Below are 19505 nucleotides of genomic sequence, written 5' to 3'. Positions count from 1 at the left end.
GAGTAAGACTCATGAATCTCCTGAATTCATTCGTCAGAGTTGCTCTGGCCGGTGTGTTCCTCACGCCGGCGTATCTTTTCTCGCAAGATTCCAAAACAAGTTTTCATACTGCCAGACCTTTTCGCACCATCTCTTTTTATCGTAATGAAAGAGCAGCCGGCGTAGTTTTCGGTGACCTGGATTCATTTAAAAATCGTTATATTCTTACAGACACGCAACTCGAACGTATCGCTGAGCTGAACCGGAGATATAAAAACGAGCATGAAAGATGGCTTCGTAGACTTTCTCCGAAACAAGTCGAACTCGAACTGGTATTAATGGATGAAAATCCGGACCTAGTTAAAGTTCGGCTTCTCGTTAACGCGATTGCTAGATATACATCCGAGATCCGGATGAATCAGATCGCGCATCGGCTCGCGATCGAAAGGGTTTTGACCTCCGAGCAAAAAAAGAGGGGAAAGGAAAGGGAAATGGTTACCCTTCCTGAGGAGCATAGGGAAGCTCCCGGATTCCCCTTGAATCTGTTTGTTCCCGAGAGAATAATTTTGCCTGTGCCGGGCATCCTGAGATAAGGAAACTAAAATGGACCAAAGAGAATTTGCCGGATTAATAGACAGTACGAAACATATCGTACTATCCGCGATTAAAAAGAATTTATACGAAGAGTTTTACGATACCATCGATGATGTGGTCCAAGAAACGTATATCCGTGCTTATAAAAGTTTAGCGGCCAATAAGTTTAGGGGAGAATCTTCTCACAGTACTTGGTTGTACACGATCGCAAGGAACGAATCCTTGAGAATGAACCAGAAGCGTATGCGCCAGGCAAACCTTGCAATGAAGCTAAAGGAAAAAGCTACCCAAGATTCCATCCTAAACCCGAGAGAAGAATATAACGACTCTGGAATGGACATTGAATTGCAGGATCTGATATCCAATTTACCTTGGAAGTATAAGTCTGTGCTTGCGTTGGTTTCCGAAGGATACAAAGAGCAACAGATAGCGGAAAAGTTGGGAATTCCGGAAGGAACGGTTAAATCCAGATCTTTTCGAGGCAAACAAATGCTAAAGAAGTTATTTTTTCAAGAGACCTAGAGAATATCTGAAATGGAAGATAGAAACAGAGAAAAGTTAGACCAAGAAATTTTCCGTCGTTTAGAAAGTTACGAATGGAGCGATAATATTTCTGCAAAGATTATGAGAAGGCGTAAGATCGCTAGTTTTAAGCGATTTTTTATCTTCTCTTTTAGCGGACTTATTATTGTAGGTCTTGGTCTATCTTCTTTTTATTTTCAACCTGAGGGAGAATCCGAATCCGGAGACTGGCAGGTTTTGATAGAAGAACAGATCGAAGGAACTTTCGAGGAAGCGGAAACTAGTATGCAAACTCCTAATTTGAACCAAGAAGATACTAGTTCTTCTGCAGTGCCTTCTTCTTCGCTGATGGATATGGATGCGTTGATCGAAACTTCTTTCGAGCGTAGATAGCTTTTTAAAAATAAATACAAACTGGCTTGCTAATATAGCGGTTGTTACATAAAATTGCGGCAAGGATTGGTTGGGTGAAACTAATCCAAATGTCCTTCTTGGACTAGGAGTACACTCTTGTTTTCCTTGCATGAATCGACTTCGAGTCGCACCAAAAAAAATAAACTAAATCTTCCTCCTGGGGTTTTCGGCATCCGGGCGCTTCCTTACGTTTCTAAATTGGCAAAAGATCCAATCGGATTTTTCCAGCTGATGCAGTCCAAATTCGGAAATTCCGCCAGATTCGGTTTGAGACAGGTTACCTTTCATTTAATAACTCAACCGGAAGATATAAAAAGAGTCCTTCAAGAGAATAACCAGAACTACCATAAGGGAGTTTTTTATAAGGAACTCGGAAGAATTCTAGGTAAAGGGCTCTTGAACAGCGAAGGAGAATTTTGGAAAAAGCAAAGAAAACTTATCCAACCTTCTTTCCATAAACAAAGGATCTCGGAGTTTGTCGAGATCATGGGCCAAGAAACACAAAAAACTTCCGAAAATTGGAAAAAAGTTTCCAGCTTGGATATTTCCAAAGAGATGATGCGACTAACGTTTGCGATCGTTGGCAGGACTTTGTTCCGAACCGAAGTAGAAAGTTACGCTGCAAGGATTGAACATTCTTTAAAGATCGCTTTGGAATTGGTTACTAAGAGGATCACTCGTATTTTTCCTTTTCCGTTCAGTTGGCCTACTCCTGAAAATCTAAAGCTCAAACGCGCTTTAAAGGATATGCATTCCGTAGTCGATGAATTAATTGCGGAACGTAAAAAGAATCCTTCTAACGATTTAATCTCTATGCTTCTAGAAGTCAGGGACGAAGAAACAGGCGAGACTATGAGTGAAAGTCAGGTAAGAGACGAAGCAATCACACTTCTTCTTGCCGGACACGAAACGACTGCAAACGCATTATCTTGGGCATTTTATCTTTTGTCTAAACATCCTGAGATCTGTGAAAAAGTAAGAGAAGAAGCTAATAGAGTTTTGAGGGATAAGACTCCTAGTCTTGAGGATGTTCAAAAATTGACATACACTCGCAAAGTATTGGATGAGGTTTTGAGAATGTATCCTCCTGCCTGGGTTATAGAAAGGACCGCGATGGGTCCGGACCAGGTTGGCGGTTACGATGTGGAAGCCGGAACGAATATCTCTATCTGTATTTTTAATATTCATCGAAATCCCGATTTTTGGGAAAATCCTGACAAGTTTGATCCGGATCGTTTTGATGAGGAAAGATCTGTGGATAGACCTAAGTATGCATATCTTCCGTTTGGAGGAGGCCCGAGGATCTGTATCGGTAATATTTTCGCATTAACCGAAGCCACGTTGATACTTGCAATGTTAGTCAAAAACTACAAATTCCAGACGGACCCGAACCACCCTGTCGTTATGGAACCTTTAGTCACATTAAGACCGAAGTATGGAATCCTATTAAACATAGTTTCCACTTGACTTAGGTCTTTCCTGGCCGGAATCCTTCTACCAGAGGGATTTCGACCATGGAAAAGATGATAAAAAAACGCATCGACCAGGTAAAAGAAAAAGGTCACCAAAGGCTGACGGTTCTTTTGATCCCGCATGGATTCGATAAGTCCTTCCATTTCCAAATTTCCATCTTCACTATCTTTTTCTTAGTAGGATTACTATTCGCAATCGTCGGGATCGCGGTTTTAGGAATAGTTCGTTATAATAATACCAGGATACAGATCAACGCGCTCGCTTCCGTTTACGGAAAATATTTCGATGAGTACATCGAATACAGCGAAAAGTTAGGGGATATCCGAGACGATTTCGCAAGTCTGAACGAAAATTTGCAGGAAGTTCATTCTTTGATCGACGGGGAATCGGACGAGCTACTCAAACTACCGGATGAGTCCGACTCGGAAGACTTAGCCGCTAACGAACTAAAGGTAGAAGAAGCTGTGGATAAGGATCTGATGCTCGGGAGATCCTACCTTTCTGAAATTTACGGATACCGTTCTGTAAGAGTATCCATGGAAAAGAACAAAGCTCTTGTGGATTCCGTATTTAACTTTTTAGATTCCAGATACGGTATTATGAACTCTCTTCCATTCGGAGAACCATTATTATCCTATAATTTAACTTCTTATTATGGAATGAGAAGGTCTCCCACTTTCGGATACATGGAATTCCATGATGGAGTGGATTTGGCAAATGTTCCCGGAACGGATATTGCGGCCACTGGCGACGGCAGAGTTTATAGGGCCATTTATTCCAACAGAGGGTATGGAAATCATATAGTGCTCGCTCATGCAAACGGATATTATAGTTTGTATGGCCATTGTACTTCTTTAAAAGTAAGAGAGGGTGAATATGTTCGCAAAGGACAGAGGATCGCGACTGTAGGTGCCACAGGTAACGTAACAGGTCCTCACCTTCACTATGAAGTATGGATTGGAGAATCGAATCGTACCGATCCTATGGATTATATGAAAGTAGGTTTCGGCCAATATTAATTTTATATAATCGACTATGCCTAAAAAAGCCCCGGCTAAAAAGACCTCCTCTAAAAAAGCGGAGCCAACCGAAGTATCTAAAAAAGTTTCTGTAGATTTGCCAAAGGATCCAAAGCAGGCGCAAAAAGAAATGCGTTCTCTGGAAGAGCAGATCCGCCACCACCAATATCTATATTACGTAAAACATAACCCAGTAATAAGCGATTTCGATTTCGACCGGATGTTCAAGAGGTTACAAGCTTTTGAGGAGGCCTTTCCGAAATTAGTGGATCCTGCCAGTCCTACTTTAAGCGTCGGTTCCGATCTAGACAAAGATTTCGAGAAGTTCGCTCATAAACTTCCGGTTCTTTCTTTGGAAAATACATACAATGAAGAAGAACTCATGGAATGGGTCAAAAAAACGGGATTAGATGAGTTATATTCCGTTGAATGGAAGATCGACGGCGCTTCTATCATGTTATATTATGAAAATGGAATTCTAGCGAATGGTGTGACTAGAGGGACAGGAGGAGTTGGGGACAATGTTACTGAGAATATTCGGACAATTCGTTCCATTCCACTCAGGTTATCGGAGACTATTTCCATTTATCTAAGGGGAGAAGTCTATATGACTTTTCTCGATTTCGACGAATTTAACGAGGCCTCCGAAGGAAAATATGCGAATCCTAGAAACCTATCCTCCGGCTCATTAAAACAGAAAAATTCATCGGACGTGGCAAAACGACCTCTTAGAATATTTACTTATGACGCATTTTTTCCAGATTCCAAAGTAAAATTCAAAACTCATCAAGAAGTAATGAAGAAGGCGGAAGATCTAAAGTTCCCTCTTCCTCCGGATACCAGATTGTTAAAGGGGACCGAGATCCCTGATGCGATCAAAGACTTTAAGAAGAAAAAAGAAAAAGTTGGATTTCCTACGGATGGATTAGTGATCAAGCTAAACGATCTTTCTAAAAGAGAATCGTTGGGTTATACGTCTCATTCTCCTCGTTGGGCCCGCGCTTATAAATTCGATGCACTGATGAAAGAAAGTAAGATCGTAGGTATTGATTATGCGGTGGGGAGAACAGGAAAGATCACTCCAAGAGCGCAGATCGAGCCGATCAGTTTGGCGGGGACCACAGTCACATTCGCAACCTTACACAACCAAGATTATATCGACGAGTTGGGAGTGGGTATAGGAGCAACCGTAAGGATCTCTAAAAGAGGTGAGATCATTCCTGCAGTCGAGGAAGTAGTTACTCCAGGAAAAGAAGTTTTCAAGATCCCACTTCGTTGTCCTTGCTGCGGTACTAAGACGGAAAAGAAACAAGACTCGGTAGATTACTTCTGCCCGAATTCCGAATGTCCTGATCGAGTAAAGAACGGGATCATATTTTATTGTTCTCGTAAACAAATGGATATAGAGGGTTTAGGAGAGAAGCAGGTGGAATTTTTATACGATCAAAAGTATATTAAGGACATTGCAGACCTTTATTCTTTAAAGAACTATAAAGAAAAATTAATAGAAGAGGAAGGATACGGCGAGAAGAGCGTATCCATAATCTTGAATGGGATCGAAGAATCTAAGAAGAAGGATTTTAGGTTTGTACTATCTTCCCTTGGATTAAGAGAAATAGGACCTAAGGTTTCCGAACTTCTAACGGAGAACGGATATGATACGATCGATTCCATTATCTCAGCTGCTAAAAATCCTAAGAAGTTGGAAAACGTTATAGAGATTCCAGGCATAGGTCCTTCTACAATCGAAGCTATCCAAGAAAATTTTACCGATAAAAGAATTCTTTCTCTTATCGATCGTTTGAAAAAGGCCGGACTCAAAATGAAGGCCGATCCGATCGAAAAATCTGACAAACAACCATTTGCAGGACAGAGTTGGTGTGTCTCAGGTTCTTTCGAAAACTTCCAACCTAGAGATAAGGCAATGGATCTGGTTGTTTATTATGGCGGGAAAAAAGTAGGCTCTATATCTTCTAAAACAACTCATCTCCTGGCAGGACCTGGCGCTGGTTCCAAATTAGACAAAGCAAAAGAGCTAGGGGTGCAGGTTGTCTCCGAGGATGAGTTTATAAAAATTCTAAATCAAAACGGTATCAAACTCTAATAGCTCTCTTGTAAATTTATACGTCGCGTATAGTTTTCATATCCCCTCTCTTTTTTTATTCCAATCGCTAAAGGATTGAAAATTTTCTAATTTCATTATTATAGAACGATGACCCAGAAGAAATGTCCACAATGCTCCAGCATTTTAGAATGTGGAGTAGATAAAGGAATTTGTTGGTGTTTTAACATTCGTTTAGATCAGGATGCTTTGAGGAATATAAGAGAAATGTATGACGATTGCTTATGCAAAGATTGTTTAACTCGTATTGAAACGAACGTAGTTAATCAAAAAATTTGAAGAGCAGTAGTATAATATGTGAACGATAGTTCATTGTATTTCGGTTTTTCCGATCTAAATAAAAATCGATTGAAGCATAGGTCCTTCAACGTAGAGTTTCCGCCGTAAGGAAAAAATTCTAGTTAATAAGTGTTCTCAGGGGGAGTTTTTGGAAACTGATCAAAAATATTTTTACGATATGCTGGAAAAGACCGCATCTAAATTTCCGAATAAGGAAAGTTTTTCCCGAAGGACCAAAGACGGAATTAAAGGAAGGACATTTTCAGAGATCAAGTCCTTAACAGATTCTTTAATAGCGGGTCTGATAGAAGAAGGAGTCCAAAAAGACGATAAGATCTTATATCTTTGTGACTCCAGCCAGAACTGGATCATAGGAGATATTGCAATCATCTCTGTAGGAGCCGTTTCTGTTCCTAGAGGGACCGACGTTGTGGACGAAGACATATTATATATTGTTAATCATTCCGAAAGCAAATATGCGATCGTCCAGAAAGAAAAAGACAAACAAAGATTGATTAACCTTGGACCTAAACTTCCAAGCTTAAAAAAAGTTTTTGTGATAGAGGACGATATAGGCGATCTGAAATCTGGAGCCGATACGATCCAAAGTCTGATCGAAAAAGGAAAATCGAATCTTTCAAAAGACCCTGGTATTGTTCGCAAAAGACTCCGGGAAAAATCTCCGAATGAACTTGCCACTTTAATCTATACATCCGGAACCACTGGCGCTCCTAAGGGAGTGATGCTAACCCAAACCGGTTGGATCTCAGCTGTGGAAAAAGTAATCGGGTTCGTACAATTGACCTCTGCAGATTCAGGTGTGAGTCTTCTTCCTCCTTGGCATGCGTTCGAAAGAGCGATCGAATATTGTATCTTAGAATTAGGCGCTGGGTTTCTGGTCTCCAATATCAGTAACCTAAAAGAGGATTTGAAGGAATTCCAACCTACATTATTCCCTTCCGTTCCAAGGATCTGGGAATCTTTATATAATGGGATTATGAATAAGGTCTCCAAGGAATCCAGTCTGAAAAGAGCCGTATTCAATTTCTGTCTGAAGATAGGAAATCTTTGGGCAGTTCAAAAAGGAGTTCTATTCGGTTACGATTTCAGAATAAAAAAGCCGAATTTTATCGTTTGGACCTTCTCCAAGTTATCTTCCTTGGTCCTTCTCACTTTATTATCTCCTCTCAAGCTGCTTGCACTTTTGGTCTTTAAACCGATCCACAGCGCTCTGGGTGGAAAGTTGAGAGTTTCCGTTTCTGCGGGAAGCGCTCTTCCTTCCGTAGTGGATAAATTTCTATCCTCTATCGGGTTAATCGTTTTGGAAGGATATGGAATGACCGAAACTTCAGCAGTACTTTCCATTCGTAAACCGAAACAACCTTCTCCAGGAACTGTAGGAACTCCAATACAAGGATATGAATGTATTCTGAAGGATGAACATGGTAATATCGTTCCCCAAGGTGGAAAAGGAAGTCTTTGGGTGAAATCCAAACAGGTTCTCATGGGATATTACAAACGTCCTGAGTTGAACGATGTGGTTTTTGATAAAAACGGATTCTTTGATACTGGAGATATCATGCGCTTCAATTATAGAGGTGAATTGGTATTTGCGGGAAGAGCAAAGGATACTATTGTACTTGCCGGAGGAGAAAACGTTGAGCCTGTTCCTATCGAGGACCAACTCTTAAATTCTCCTTATGTGAACCAAGTGATGGTAACCGGTCATGAGGCAAAACATTTAGTAGTTCTGATCGTCCCGGATTTCGAAAGATTGAAAGCGGAGTTTCCGGATCTACCCGAGGATGCGAATGTTTGGAATTCTCATCCTAAAGTAAGAGAGATCTTTAAGAAAGAAGTTTCCGAAAGAATATCGCGTAAGACTGGATTCAAAGCTTTCGAGTTGATCCCTCAAAATGCGTTCTACGTAATTCCAAGACCTTTCGATCCTGACAAGGAAATGACCAGGACCTTAAAAATAAAAAGAAACGAAATATTAGAAAGTTTTAAAAAAGAAGTTTCCGATCTAACTAAAAATTAGATTCGGATTGGGAGAAAAATTATGTTTTTAAATCCGTATTTAACATCCTCCGATCTAGAATTTTACGAAACCGTAAAGGACTTTGCAAAAGAAAGAGTATTACCTTCCGTAGAGGATCGGGACGAACACGGTGAATGGGGGGATGATATCTGGAAGGAAATGGGAACTATGGGCCTATTAGGCATTCCCGTTCCGGAAGAATTCGGAGGCCAAGGCGGGACTTGTCTTCAATGTTGTATTGCTCAAGAGGCATTTAACGCAGGTTCTCTAGACGGAGGATTCGGACTTTCTTGGGGGGCCCACATGATCATTGGGACTCTCCCTATCCTTTTTCAGGGAACGGAAGCCCAAAAGAAAAAATACCTTCCGAAACTTGCATCGGGGGAATGGATAGCAGGTCTTGCATTGACCGAGCCTGATTCCGGTTCCGACGCGGCTGCAATGAATACATTCGCTACTAAGGTGGATGGAGGTTTCATCCTAAACGGAAGTAAACTTTATATTACCAACGGACCGAATGGACAAGTATTCATCGTGATGGCAAGAACTACCAAGTCAAGAGGGCCGATGGGAGTTTCCGCATTCATAGTTGAATCCAATATGAAAGGATTTCACGTAAGTAAGGTCCTTAAGAAGTTAGGTCACAATACCTCGATGACCGCCGAACTTTCTTTCCAAGATATGTTCGTGCCCGATGAAAATCTTTTAGGTCCTCTAAACTCAGGTTTTGTCCGTATTGGAAAAGGAACTTTGGAATGGGAAAGAACAGTTTTAGTTGCTGCAGTTCCAGGTGGAATGGAATTCGGATTGGAACTTTGTTTGGATTACGCTTGGAAACGTCATCAATTCGGAAAACCGATCTTATCCTTCTTTGGAGTACAAGAGAAGATTGCACGTAATTGGGCATATCTTTGCGCTTCCAGAAGATTGATCTATTTCGTGGCAAATAAGAAGGACCAAGATCCGACTGCGAGTCTTCCGTTCGAAAGTTCCGCATTAAAAGTTTTTGTTACGGAAACTGCGGAAGAGTTGGCAAGCGATGCGGTCCAGATACACGGCGGAATGGGCTATATGAGAGAATGTCATGTAAGCCGCCAATATAGAGATGTAAGACTCGGCACGATCGGTGGAGGAACTACTGAAGTTCAAAAGAGTATCATATCTTCCACATACAAAGGTTTCGACAAGTTGATGGATGTCCTACAACAATCCCAACCGGAAGAGACCAGAGCGAAAGCGGAGAAAATCCTAGCAAACACTCCGGAAGAAAAAGTTCTCACAGCTGCAAAAGAACTTTTGAAGGCGGCAGGAGAACATTCCGACAGAAAGAAAAAACAAGCTTTAGAATTCGGATTTGCCGACCTTGCAGTATTTGTGACCACGGTTCAGTTAGGATTTTGGGACACTGCAAATTCTACTTCTGAATACAAATCGGAAGATAGACTAAGAGATCTAAAAATACTTACCTTCTATGCAGGTTGTAGATTTTTCAAAAGTGTTCATTTCTTAAAAGAACTGGATGCGGAAAAAACCAAGAATCTGATGAGACTTTTCTCCGAACTTCCTTCTGTGGAAAAAGAAGTAGCTGATTGTGTGGAGTTCCTGAAAAACGGGGTCTTAGGCGCACAGATCGCTTGATCCACAAAAACAAATAAGGAAATCGGAATGTACGAAAAAGGAAAGACTTACGACGAAATACAAATTGGAGAAAAGGCAAGTTTCACAAAAACGATTACCGAAACGGATATCTATCTGTTCGCTGGGATCAGCGGAGATTTTAATCCTCTGCATGTGGACGAAGAATATGCAAAGACCACGGCGTTCGGAACTAGGATCGCCCACGGTGGACTTGCTGCCTCTCTATTAGCTCCTGTACTTGGGATGAAACTTCCGGGGTTAGGAACAGTCGCCTTAGAAACATTAACAAAGTTCCGCAAACCTGTGTATCCTGGAGATACGATTACTTGTACAGTTACTGTGAAAGAAAAGATCGCCAGATTAAAAGCGGTCTCCATGAACATAGAGTGGACCAATCAAAAAAAAGAAACGATCGGAAAGGGAGAATGTAAAGTTTTACCTCCTTCCGCCCAAGCTTAGAATTTTCAGGAGTTATACATGAGTTTTCCCGTTCTATTAGGGGTCGCCGACAGTACGACTAAAGATTTTTCGGAAGAAGAATACAAATCGTGGAGCGGATCTCAAAAAGTTTTTCAACATTATAAAAAATCCATAAATACACTTTTGGATTTTCTCGGAATGAAGAATGAAACATTATCTTCTGAACTCACTGACTTTGTGAGTATAGAGGCCGCTTCTTTGGGAAAAGGAGGTTACGGCCACACAGTTCGAATTGCTAACGAACTCGGATATACCGGAATGAAAGCTCATGTAATCGACTTGGGAGGCGCGAGTGTTACAGGAGCGATCGGACAAGCAAGGACCGTCTTAGTAGATAATCCGGATGCAGTGGTGCTTGTAGCAGCAGCAGATATTCCTAAATCAGCTTTCCGTCAAGTTTCCGATCTAAAGATGGTAAACGAAACTGTATGCCATCCTGAATTTGAATTGGATAACGGCGCAACCCTCATCGCAATGTACGGACTCCTAATGAAAAGGATGATGTTTGACGAAGGTATTAGCTTAGACGATCTAAAAGAAATTACTCAAAAGTTTAGGTCCAATGCGATCGGAAATCCAAGAGCATTCTATTACGGACAAGAGATCACAGAAAAACAAATGTCTCGTCCTATATCCGATCCTTATCCGACTCCAATGATCGCTATCGTAACAGATCATGGATTTGCCACGATCTTAATGTCCGAAAAAAAAGCGGAAGAATGGAAATCAAAGGGTCTGATACGAAAAGATCTAAAACCATTACATCTTGTCGGAGCTTCGCATACCGCTCATAGCGAATATTTTATTCTAAAAGGTGGATTCGATTCTCCTTCTAGGAATTCTGCCGAAAAACTTTTTGCTCAATCAGGTTATCAAAGAGAAGAAGTGGACTACGCTTGGATCTACGATTGTTTTCCCGGACAAGTTATCCAACAGTCAGCTCAATATTTTAAATTGGGCAAAAAAGATGTGGTTAACTCTCTTAAAACTTCTTCATTAAAACTTTCTAATGGGAAGCAGATCCCAATCAATCAGATGGGTGGAATATTGAACTACCAGGCCGCCATGTCTATTTCCGCCGCTACTGGCCTCGTGGATATTGCAGTCCAATACGGATTATATGCTCAGGCTTCAGAGATCGGAAAAGTCCCGGCTCATTCTCCAAAGTTAGCTCTCTTGGGAGGGAATGGCGGGATAGATAGTATCAATTCCATTGCGTTATTCTCATCGGATCGTCCTTCGAACGATAGAAAATCCGGAACTCCGGAACTATCTCCTCTTACATTAAACAAACCGGGTGCAGATATTGGTGAAGAAGGTGTCGTTTGGTCTTCTACAACCGTTAACATGAATCCGGGATTCTCTTGGAAACCACCTTATTCTTTAGCTTTGATCAAGTTGGCAGAAAATCGTTTCATTCTTGCGAACGTACATGAGAAGGATGGGACGATCCGTAAATCCGGTGACGAGTTGCAATACGACAAAACTCGGGTAAAGATCGAAAAAGAAGGCAGAAGATGGAAGGCTGTACTTTTATAAACCGATCGTTCGTCTTGCAAAACTAAATAGATTTTTTCTAATATTCTCCGCAGAAATATGAAAAAAAATTGATTAGAATTGTTTTAAGAATAAATACTTTTGCTTTGTTTTTGGAAAAAAATTTCCGAACATGAAATACGCTCTGATTCTCTTCCGTCAGATTTTTTCTCGGAAAGTAAAAGCGGTTTCGGATATAAACGATCTGAAAACAAAGCAGTCAAAATTTCAGTCTAATACATGAATATGACTAGCCCCGGATAAAACCGGAATCTGAAAAGAAAATGCGAGAACCGTTTCCGTGATTTGATCTTTGTATAGGGGACGATATTCTTGTTTATCACTGCGGAGAACATTCGAACTGGAGAAGTTAGGACCTTTCTTGGAAAAGAAAGGATCTTAGTACCTGATTCCAAACATACTGAAGCGGCCCGTTCCCTTTCTGCGCATTGGGAAACGGTAGAAGAATGTTTAGACTTACGTAAATATTCCAAATTTTTCTATGTCTCCGAAACGGAAGGTAAATGGCAAAGAGGAGAAGAAGTTTTAATCTCCACCGAAAGACCTATTTCCGACAGGCCGGGAAATAAAAGTCTCTCTATGGATCACGTAGATAGTTATAGGGTACTCGGAATTTTTTTGGAAAAGGAATAAAATCCGAGTAGAATACGAATTGGGAGAAGATAAGGTACGGACCCTAAGCACTCAGTAACAATGGTCCAAAAAAAGAAAAAGAAACCCTCACCTAAAAAGAAGGTAGTTAAACGGGCAAAATCCACTTCTACCGGGACAAAAAACGTACGTATTCCCAGGGATAACGACGTTAAAATGAGCGAAATGGTGGATTTGGCCGCCGAGATATTCGTTCAGACCTTAGAGATCTCTACTAAAATTCCGGACAAGATGAGAGCAAGACTGATAAAACAATTAAAGGACGCTGCGAAAGAAGCGTTATCTTGAACATATTCTACCCTTTCTCTAGGGATAGATTTTCGATTTGGACTGAAATTTTTTTCCAAAAACCCGGCTCAGACGAGGTGGGATTCCTTATTTATGTCCGTCGAAATTAATATGGAAACGATGTTTTTAGCAACAGCCCTTTTCTTGATTCTTTTCGAACAATATAAGGAAAGAAAGACCCGAGAAAAGGTTTTTGTAGAACCTTTACGTAACTTCCTTCACCGTTAACCTTCGGTCCAAGCGCCGGGCGAAAGGATGCCCCCGGCCTTCGTTTTTCTCGCCTCGTTAATGTTGGAACCGACTTGAATCCTTCTGGATACCAGGGATAATGGCCTTGGGCGGATTTCAACTTCTATGAAGAACAAATTACTCACACCTATCAAAGCGATAGATACCTTTGTAAAATGTAAAAAAGAAGGGGAGCGTATTCCCATTCTAGTTTGGGACAGTTTAAGGACCTACCAAAGATGGAATCAAGTGGAGTTGACAGGACTTCTAAATGCCAGCGCCTATTTTCCTGATATTCTTTTTGAAAAAGATATGGAGAAAAAGATCCAGCTTCGTCTGGACGAATTTAATTCCAGGATCGTGGACATTCCGATTAAATGAACCAGACTGCCGAACCTAATATTTTATACCAAGAAGCAAATCCCTACGGATCTTTTACCGCGTACTTAGAAGATGATGGAAGGACCGTCTATCTTTATCTGCAAGCGGAAGAGAGCCCTGACTTCGCAATCAAATCCGTTTGGGTATGCAATCGAATCGATGCACCTAAAACAAGAAGCGATCTAGATCTCAGATCCGGTCTTGCACCATTCTTAATAGAAGAAGAAGTTACCGATCCTAAAGGCCAACCCGAGTTTGACCCGAAAGAGATCCATTTTATATGGTCTGAAGAAGGAAATGGAGTCTCTTTATTTTATAAAGAGGAGTTGATTGCTTATCTTCCTCCTTGGTCAGGTATCAAAGGATTTCACGGATATTCTAAATTTGCAAAAATGGATACGATCACTGCTTATCCGTTAGGTAACACAGAATATGGAGTAATTCCTGATCGTATCAACCAGGACAGAAATTTTTGGGAATATAGATCTACCAAAGGGATTTGGAAAAATATACAAGAATCTAGGCTTGCTTATCTAGAGTATGTATTCGGTAAACATGATAAGTATTGGTCTGCGGATGGTGGAAAATATCCACAACTAGGCATCGTAAGATTTGCACCCAAAAATTTGCCGGGAGTTTACGTATATTCCACCGTAGGAATGAGCGCACAAAACCTTCCCTCTGTAGAATTATACAGAAAAGATTACGAAAACTATGCAAGAATAGAGTTAGTCTTTGCAGTAAAAGTTTCGGACGAGGATAGGTCCGAAAGTTGGGTCCCACACCAAATCGGAGAGATCATTCGATATCCTTGGGTTATTGGTAAGTGGTTCGGACATGGACATTCTATCGCGATGAGTAGAAGGGATCCGGAAGCCTTGTACTTAAATTTTAGCTCTCTTGTTATCAGAGAGATAGGAAAAGAAGAAGGGCTCCCTGAATTGACCGATCTAAAGTCTGAAAGAGGAAATCCGGTCAAATTTCTAGCTTTGATCCCAGCTTCGGAAGAAGAAAGGGTCTTTATAGAAGAAAAAGGCGCAGAAGAGTTCTTTTCTTTATTGGATTCCACTCAATCCAAGTGGATTCATAATCCAGAGAGACAATCCACTATCTAGTGGGATTAATTTTGGAATGAAGGACTTTATCTCTAGGCGATTTCTAAATTTTCTCGGCTTATTCTTAGCGTTTAGCTTTTTAAATCCAAGTTTAAACACTCAAGAAAAGAATTCTGCGGCGAATATCGAAAAAATCTGGGAGAATATATACTCTCAGGACTTCATCTCCGCTAAAAAACTAGTCCAAAAAGAACTTCAGTCATCTAATTCTGAGTCGTTACAGCTTCTTTCCCTGATGGAAATCTGTTTGAACGGCTTGGAAAGATATAAACAGGCGGATGAAAGCCGCAAAAAAATCTTAAACGTTTGGGAAAAGAACCATAAAAAAGCTTATCTAGCGGAGAATTATCCCTTAAATCTTGCTACTTGGACTAGAATGGCAGTGGTTACGCCGAATATTTTAGTATTAGGAGCTGAATATTACCTTCCTTATCCGGTAAATTCAAAGAAAGAAGGCTTCTATTATCATAAATTCACCGCTTATAACCGCTATAGCAAGCATGCTGTTAAGTTTTTTAAGTTAGAGAACTCTCCTAAAACTGAAAAAGAGTATAGATTATTCGAAATTTCAGAAGAAGGAGAAGCAAAACTAGTTAAAAATTACGGAAATACACTGCCGGATCTCAGAGATGAGATGAAAGATGTGATGAAATATCTAAATCTTTAAGTGATCACACCTTAAAGTGTTGTTTTTTTACAACACAATCAGTTAGAAAATCGGAAAATACTAATTAAGAAGGGCTATAAAAGAAAAAACCCGCCTCAAAGAAGCGGGTTTTAAGCTTCATTTCTTCCGTATCAAGTACAGAAGAGATGTTGTTGAAGTTAGTTATTTCTTTTTCGCAACTTTCTTCTTAGCAGCTTTTTTCTTAGCTACTTTTTTCTTAGCTGCTTTCTTGACTGCTTTCTTTTTTGCAACCATTGACGTCCTCCATGTATTAGAACTTTATTGCTCTTCATATAATATGATAGATCAAGAAAGCTCTTGGATAGTGACATAATTAAGCAATTTACTTTTCATTGTAAAGTATTTTAATTAATTTTAGGAAAAAAATTTTAAGAAGTTGATTTCACACTAAGTGATACTTATTCGGAGACTTCTAGACAAACAAAAGAGATATCATCGCTAGGTTCTTTGTAATTTCTAAACTCTTCTAGCGTTTTTTTAATAAGATCAGCTAGCGATTGGGCATCTTTATCATGATTTAAGGATAATATTCTTAAAAGATTCTCTTCTCCGAAGATTTCTTCGTTCTCATCGAACGTTTCAGTCACTCCGTCGGTAAACAAAACTAATTTATCACCCGGATTCAAATGAATAGTTAAGATTCTATAATCCGTTGGTAGAACGCCTAAGACTCTTTGAGTTTCGTTTCTTAGTTCTATTCTTCCACCTTTTCGAATACAAATCGGCGGTGTATGACCTGCATTTACGAATGAGAATGCGCCATCGCTAGCGTTATATATCCCTGCAATGGAAGTCATGAACTCGCTTCCTCTATATCTCTCGATCAAAAACAAGTTAATCGCTCTAAAAATATCAGGAAGAGAAGAAGAATTGCCCAATTGACGGCGAATAATTCCTCTTACAGCAGAAACTAGATAGCCTGACCCGAGTCCATGTCCTGAAACATCTCCCAAGAACAATAACTGCTTTTTAGGAGAAAGTTTAAGAATATCTAGGTAATCTCCTGATATTCCTACTGCTGGAAGGGTAAAATAGCCTAATTGAACCGATTTTATGGTTTCTAACTCAGGTAAATGAAGAGTTTTATCCAAGACCGCTGCCATGTTCAGGTCTCTAACGATCCTTTTTTTCTCAACTTCATCTACTAATAGAGAGTAGTTTCGAATTAACAAGGACGCTAATCTAGTACATTCTTTTAAAAATCTAAGTTCACCCAGTGTGAAATTCTTACGATTGATCTTTTCTCCGACCAAAAATACAGCAATAACCTCTTTCCCTTTTTCAAAATTGAATAAAGGATACGCTAGTTGGACTTCCATCTGATTTAAAAATTTGAATACGGACTCTCTGATCCCTAACCCATAAGCAAGATGAGAAGTGATCGTAACCTCAGTATGATCTTCGAAATAGGTCCAAATCTCCGATCCGTAAGGAATTCGAATAAAGTTGATATTTCTTAGATCTGTTCCGGAAAATTTATCCGCAGGGATCAATATCTGGAGTTTTTTTACTTCTAAAGCGTCTACAAGTCTTCGGATCAGGTTATTGATTGTGGCCCTCATGGAGATAGGAGCGCCTATCATTACGGATAATTCTTCTAATGCTGTGTGAAGTTTTGGATTGTTCCGAAAACTCCAATAATCTATCCACTTATACAATTTATTGTTCAGAGAACCTAAGAAGTAGGCTGCGACCACTACGTAGAATAAATTCCATTCTCTTTGGTGCTTTCCTAAAAATCCTGGGTTCCATCTTACAAAAAACTCTAACCCAAATAAATATCCGAAGGTTAAGATCAAGATAGAATAGATAGATGTTAAGGAAGAGCTGAAAGCGATCTGGACTGGAACTAAGGAATAAGTGTAGGTTCCGAATATGATCAGGACCGGAAATAAGATCAAAGCGGCCATCAAATACGGGCGGATCATGAAAAAACTTTTAGTGGATCCAAACTCCGCCATTACGAATGGAACGATGGTAATTAAGAAGAATGCTAGAACGATACTTAACTTCTTAGAAACTTCCTGAAAATTTCCTTTGTTCCTAAATGTATGGAATACCAACTGCAAAATACAAATTCCCGCGGAGAAAACATTAAAATACCCTCCGTTTACGGATAAGAACTGGAAAAGATCCGGATTTCCTTTCTGAGAAAGACCCACAAATCCTGCGACTAAGGAAAAAATTACCTGAGGCGCAAACCATCTAGATGGGATCTCCTTTCCTCTTAATCTGAAAGAAACATCTAAGATCAAGAATCCGGTAAAGTATAAGAAAAAGAAAAATGGGAAAAGGAAATCATGGAACGCTAACAAGAAGAAATTAAATAAGAACAGTGAGGATAAAGATCCGAATAATAAGAAAATGTATAAGTCCCTTGTATAAAAGAAAAACCAGATCGCTACTAAGAAATATAATAAAGACAGAAATATGTCCGGTAGAAAGTCCTTTAGTACTTCGAAAGAAGACCTCATGTCCAAGGTTAGGCTTTTAACGATACTTCCTTCTTTTGCAAAAAAATGAAAGGAGTGACCGGATAATCCATAATCTGCTCCTAACTTTCGAACGATCTCATATTCGATTAAGTCGATCTTCATTCCGACTAAATCAGTATAGGATCCATTCGATACTGCGATCTTTCCGTTAGGATAAAAATAAAAAGGAAGCCTTGCTTCTTTAGAGTAAGAGTTCAATAATCCGGAAAAGAGGATTAAGCTGAAAAGGATCACTGAAAGAAATACGATTAGAATATTTCTCACGGCTGTATCCCCAAATGGTGAAATGAAATTATATTACGATCGTTCCAAGTTAAGAAGAGTGCGTCTTTGCCTGGAGTTTCAATATTCTCCCAACCGATGGAGGCTAAGTTGCGGTCCGGTTTAGAAGCATCGAATAATTTGAAATTTTTTCCCACGAATCTGAGAGAGATCTTACCCGTTTCTTTTTCCACCATTCCTACTGCAAGATCGTATCTCTCCGTCCATGAGATCTCTTTTAAGTTATCTTCTACCAAGGATTTGATCTGGAGAATATTCTTTAATTCTCCGTTTATTCTGGAAGAATATAAGGTTCCCAGTATATAACAAAGTGCTAAAACAGAAACTGCGTTTGTTACGCTTAAACGTAAGAATACGAAATAAAAATCTCCGGAAGGACTTTGAAAGAATTCCAAAAGTTCCCCTGGCTCTCTGGACAACAGATCAATTTTGACATCTCCCACCATGGGAGGTTCTGGAGATTCTAAAAACTTGCGGATCTTGCCGGCATTCTCCAATTCTTTTCTATATTTTTTGTTTTCTGCGATCTGAGAGGAGAGTATCTGGTTGTGGACGGCCAAAGCGCATTTTCCGGCCAAAAAACCTAGTTCGTGCCTTACATTGTCTTTTGGAATATTAGAAACTGCTAAAAAGCCGAAAAGTTTTTCTCGGAATACGAAAGGAAGAATGAAATTCGCTCTTAAACTTACAAAGTCCTCGTTGATAATTTTATTTTGGTCGGGTTCTCCTATCATTGCTCCGGATCTTTTGTTCAAAATATAAGTGAGAAGCGCCGCCCTAGGGTTGATCCCTTCTAACGTATTAACCTTTCTTTGTTTTTTGTGTGCGTATGTATACAATTCATAATGGACAAGATCATTCTTTAAGATCGCTAACTTTCCGAAATTGCTATTGGTCAATCTCACCAATTCTGGAAATACGTTTTTGATCAATCCTTCGGAATCGAATCTTCTGTGAGCCAGTCTAGAGGAGCCTGGATCATCGCTTAAATATTCGGAAACGAATGTGGACTTTAAGAAGCCCGAAATTTTTTCTTGGATAGGTAATATCGCAAAAACCCCAAAGACCAAACACAGAAGTACCGCTATCTCGCTTACGAATTCAATTTCTTTAGGAAGAACGTAAATACTAAGTTCATATAAACCTAGGACTACGAATACGGAAAGTAATCGTACAGCTACAGTAATAGCCGAAGAGATAAGTCGTAGATCTGAAAAATAGGTCTTCACGTTTCAGGGATTCGATACGGATTCGACAAA

General features: G+C 39.9%; 18 protein-coding genes. 16 read left to right on the top strand and 2 right to left on the bottom strand.

The window, feature by feature from the left end:
• The first annotated feature begins 11 nt into the window (after positions 1 to 11).
• From LEP1GSC185_RS02070 to LEP1GSC185_RS02000, 16 genes are all read left to right on the top strand, one after another.
• Positions 12 to 572 (top strand): Spy/CpxP family protein refolding chaperone, encoded by a 561-nt coding sequence (locus LEP1GSC185_RS02070; protein ID WP_024863966.1) that lies wholly within the window; start codon positions 12 to 14, stop codon positions 570 to 572.
• Positions 573 to 582: 10 nt separating this feature from the next.
• Positions 583 to 1095: an RNA polymerase sigma factor gene (locus LEP1GSC185_RS02065; RefSeq protein ID WP_008590268.1), complete on the top strand. Its 513-nt coding sequence runs from the start codon at positions 583 to 585 to the stop codon at positions 1093 to 1095.
• A 12-nt stretch (positions 1096 to 1107) separates the two neighbouring features.
• The gene (locus LEP1GSC185_RS02060; protein WP_008591116.1) at positions 1108 to 1488 is read left to right on the top strand and encodes a hypothetical protein; all 381 of its coding nucleotides are present in this window, start codon (positions 1108 to 1110) and stop codon (positions 1486 to 1488) included.
• Positions 1489 to 1605: 117 nt separating this feature from the next.
• A complete protein-coding gene (locus LEP1GSC185_RS02055) occupies positions 1606 to 2976 on the top strand; it encodes a cytochrome P450 (RefSeq protein WP_008591672.1) in 1371 nt (456 codons plus the stop codon).
• 47 nt (positions 2977 to 3023) lie between these two features.
• Positions 3024 to 4001 carry a M23 family metallopeptidase gene (locus tag LEP1GSC185_RS02050; RefSeq protein WP_008590565.1) on the top strand — a complete coding sequence of 326 codons (978 nt, stop codon included), beginning with the start codon at positions 3024 to 3026 and terminating at the stop codon, positions 3999 to 4001.
• A gap of 16 nt (positions 4002 to 4017) precedes the next feature.
• Positions 4018 to 6105, top strand: coding sequence for an NAD-dependent DNA ligase LigA (gene ligA / locus LEP1GSC185_RS02045; RefSeq protein WP_008589486.1), 2088 nt, complete (start codon positions 4018 to 4020; stop codon positions 6103 to 6105).
• A 108-nt stretch (positions 6106 to 6213) separates the two neighbouring features.
• The gene (locus tag LEP1GSC185_RS20305; protein ID WP_081467338.1) at positions 6214 to 6402 is read left to right on the top strand and encodes a cysteine-rich CWC family protein; all 189 of its coding nucleotides are present in this window, start codon (positions 6214 to 6216) and stop codon (positions 6400 to 6402) included.
• 148 nt (positions 6403 to 6550) lie between these two features.
• Entirely contained in the window at positions 6551 to 8443 is a 1893-nt protein-coding gene (locus LEP1GSC185_RS02040) for an AMP-dependent synthetase/ligase (protein WP_008590949.1), read from the top strand.
• Positions 8444 to 8464: 21 nt separating this feature from the next.
• Positions 8465 to 10081 (top strand): acyl-CoA dehydrogenase family protein, encoded by a 1617-nt coding sequence (locus tag LEP1GSC185_RS02035; RefSeq protein WP_008591260.1) that lies wholly within the window; start codon positions 8465 to 8467, stop codon positions 10079 to 10081.
• A 27-nt stretch (positions 10082 to 10108) separates the two neighbouring features.
• Positions 10109 to 10540 carry a MaoC family dehydratase gene (locus LEP1GSC185_RS02030; protein ID WP_008589404.1) on the top strand — a complete coding sequence of 144 codons (432 nt, stop codon included), beginning with the start codon at positions 10109 to 10111 and terminating at the stop codon, positions 10538 to 10540.
• 18 nt (positions 10541 to 10558) lie between these two features.
• Complete coding sequence (locus LEP1GSC185_RS02025) at positions 10559 to 12100, top strand: thiolase C-terminal domain-containing protein (protein WP_008591323.1); 1542 nt, start codon at positions 10559 to 10561, stop codon at positions 12098 to 12100.
• Between the two features lie 330 nt (positions 12101 to 12430).
• A complete protein-coding gene (locus LEP1GSC185_RS02020) occupies positions 12431 to 12751 on the top strand; it encodes a hypothetical protein (protein WP_008591655.1) in 321 nt (106 codons plus the stop codon).
• A gap of 60 nt (positions 12752 to 12811) precedes the next feature.
• Complete coding sequence (locus tag LEP1GSC185_RS02015; RefSeq protein ID WP_008590605.1) at positions 12812 to 13057, top strand: hypothetical protein; 246 nt, start codon at positions 12812 to 12814, stop codon at positions 13055 to 13057.
• Positions 13058 to 13411: 354 nt separating this feature from the next.
• The gene (locus LEP1GSC185_RS02010; protein WP_008591099.1) at positions 13412 to 13666 is read left to right on the top strand and encodes a hypothetical protein; all 255 of its coding nucleotides are present in this window, start codon (positions 13412 to 13414) and stop codon (positions 13664 to 13666) included.
• Positions 13663 to 14781 (top strand): suppressor of fused domain protein, encoded by a 1119-nt coding sequence (locus tag LEP1GSC185_RS02005; protein ID WP_008590848.1) that lies wholly within the window; start codon positions 13663 to 13665, stop codon positions 14779 to 14781. The genes LEP1GSC185_RS02010 and LEP1GSC185_RS02005 overlap by 4 nt, the downstream gene beginning before the upstream one ends.
• A gap of 16 nt (positions 14782 to 14797) precedes the next feature.
• On the top strand, positions 14798 to 15448 hold the full coding sequence (locus LEP1GSC185_RS02000) for a hypothetical protein (protein ID WP_008591609.1): 651 nt from the start codon (positions 14798 to 14800) through the stop codon (positions 15446 to 15448).
• Positions 15449 to 15867: 419 nt separating this feature from the next.
• Here the strand turns inward: LEP1GSC185_RS02000 and LEP1GSC185_RS01990 are convergent, their stop codons facing one another.
• Positions 15868 to 18228: a PP2C family protein-serine/threonine phosphatase gene (locus tag LEP1GSC185_RS01990; RefSeq protein WP_008591525.1), complete on the bottom strand. Its 2361-nt coding sequence runs from the start codon at positions 18226 to 18228 to the stop codon at positions 15868 to 15870.
• Positions 18225 to 19475 (bottom strand): hypothetical protein, encoded by a 1251-nt coding sequence (locus LEP1GSC185_RS01985; protein ID WP_008591076.1) that lies wholly within the window; start codon positions 19473 to 19475, stop codon positions 18225 to 18227. Before LEP1GSC185_RS01985 ends, LEP1GSC185_RS01990 begins: the two co-directional genes overlap by 4 nt.
• Positions 19476 to 19505: the final 30 nt, after the last annotated feature.

The sequence above is a fragment of the Leptospira licerasiae serovar Varillal str. VAR 010 genome (genome assembly GCF_000244755.1).
GTDB classification, from domain to species: domain Bacteria; phylum Spirochaetota; class Leptospiria; order Leptospirales; family Leptospiraceae; genus Leptospira_B; species Leptospira_B licerasiae.
This window is presented reverse-complemented; position numbering and strand designations above follow the sequence as displayed.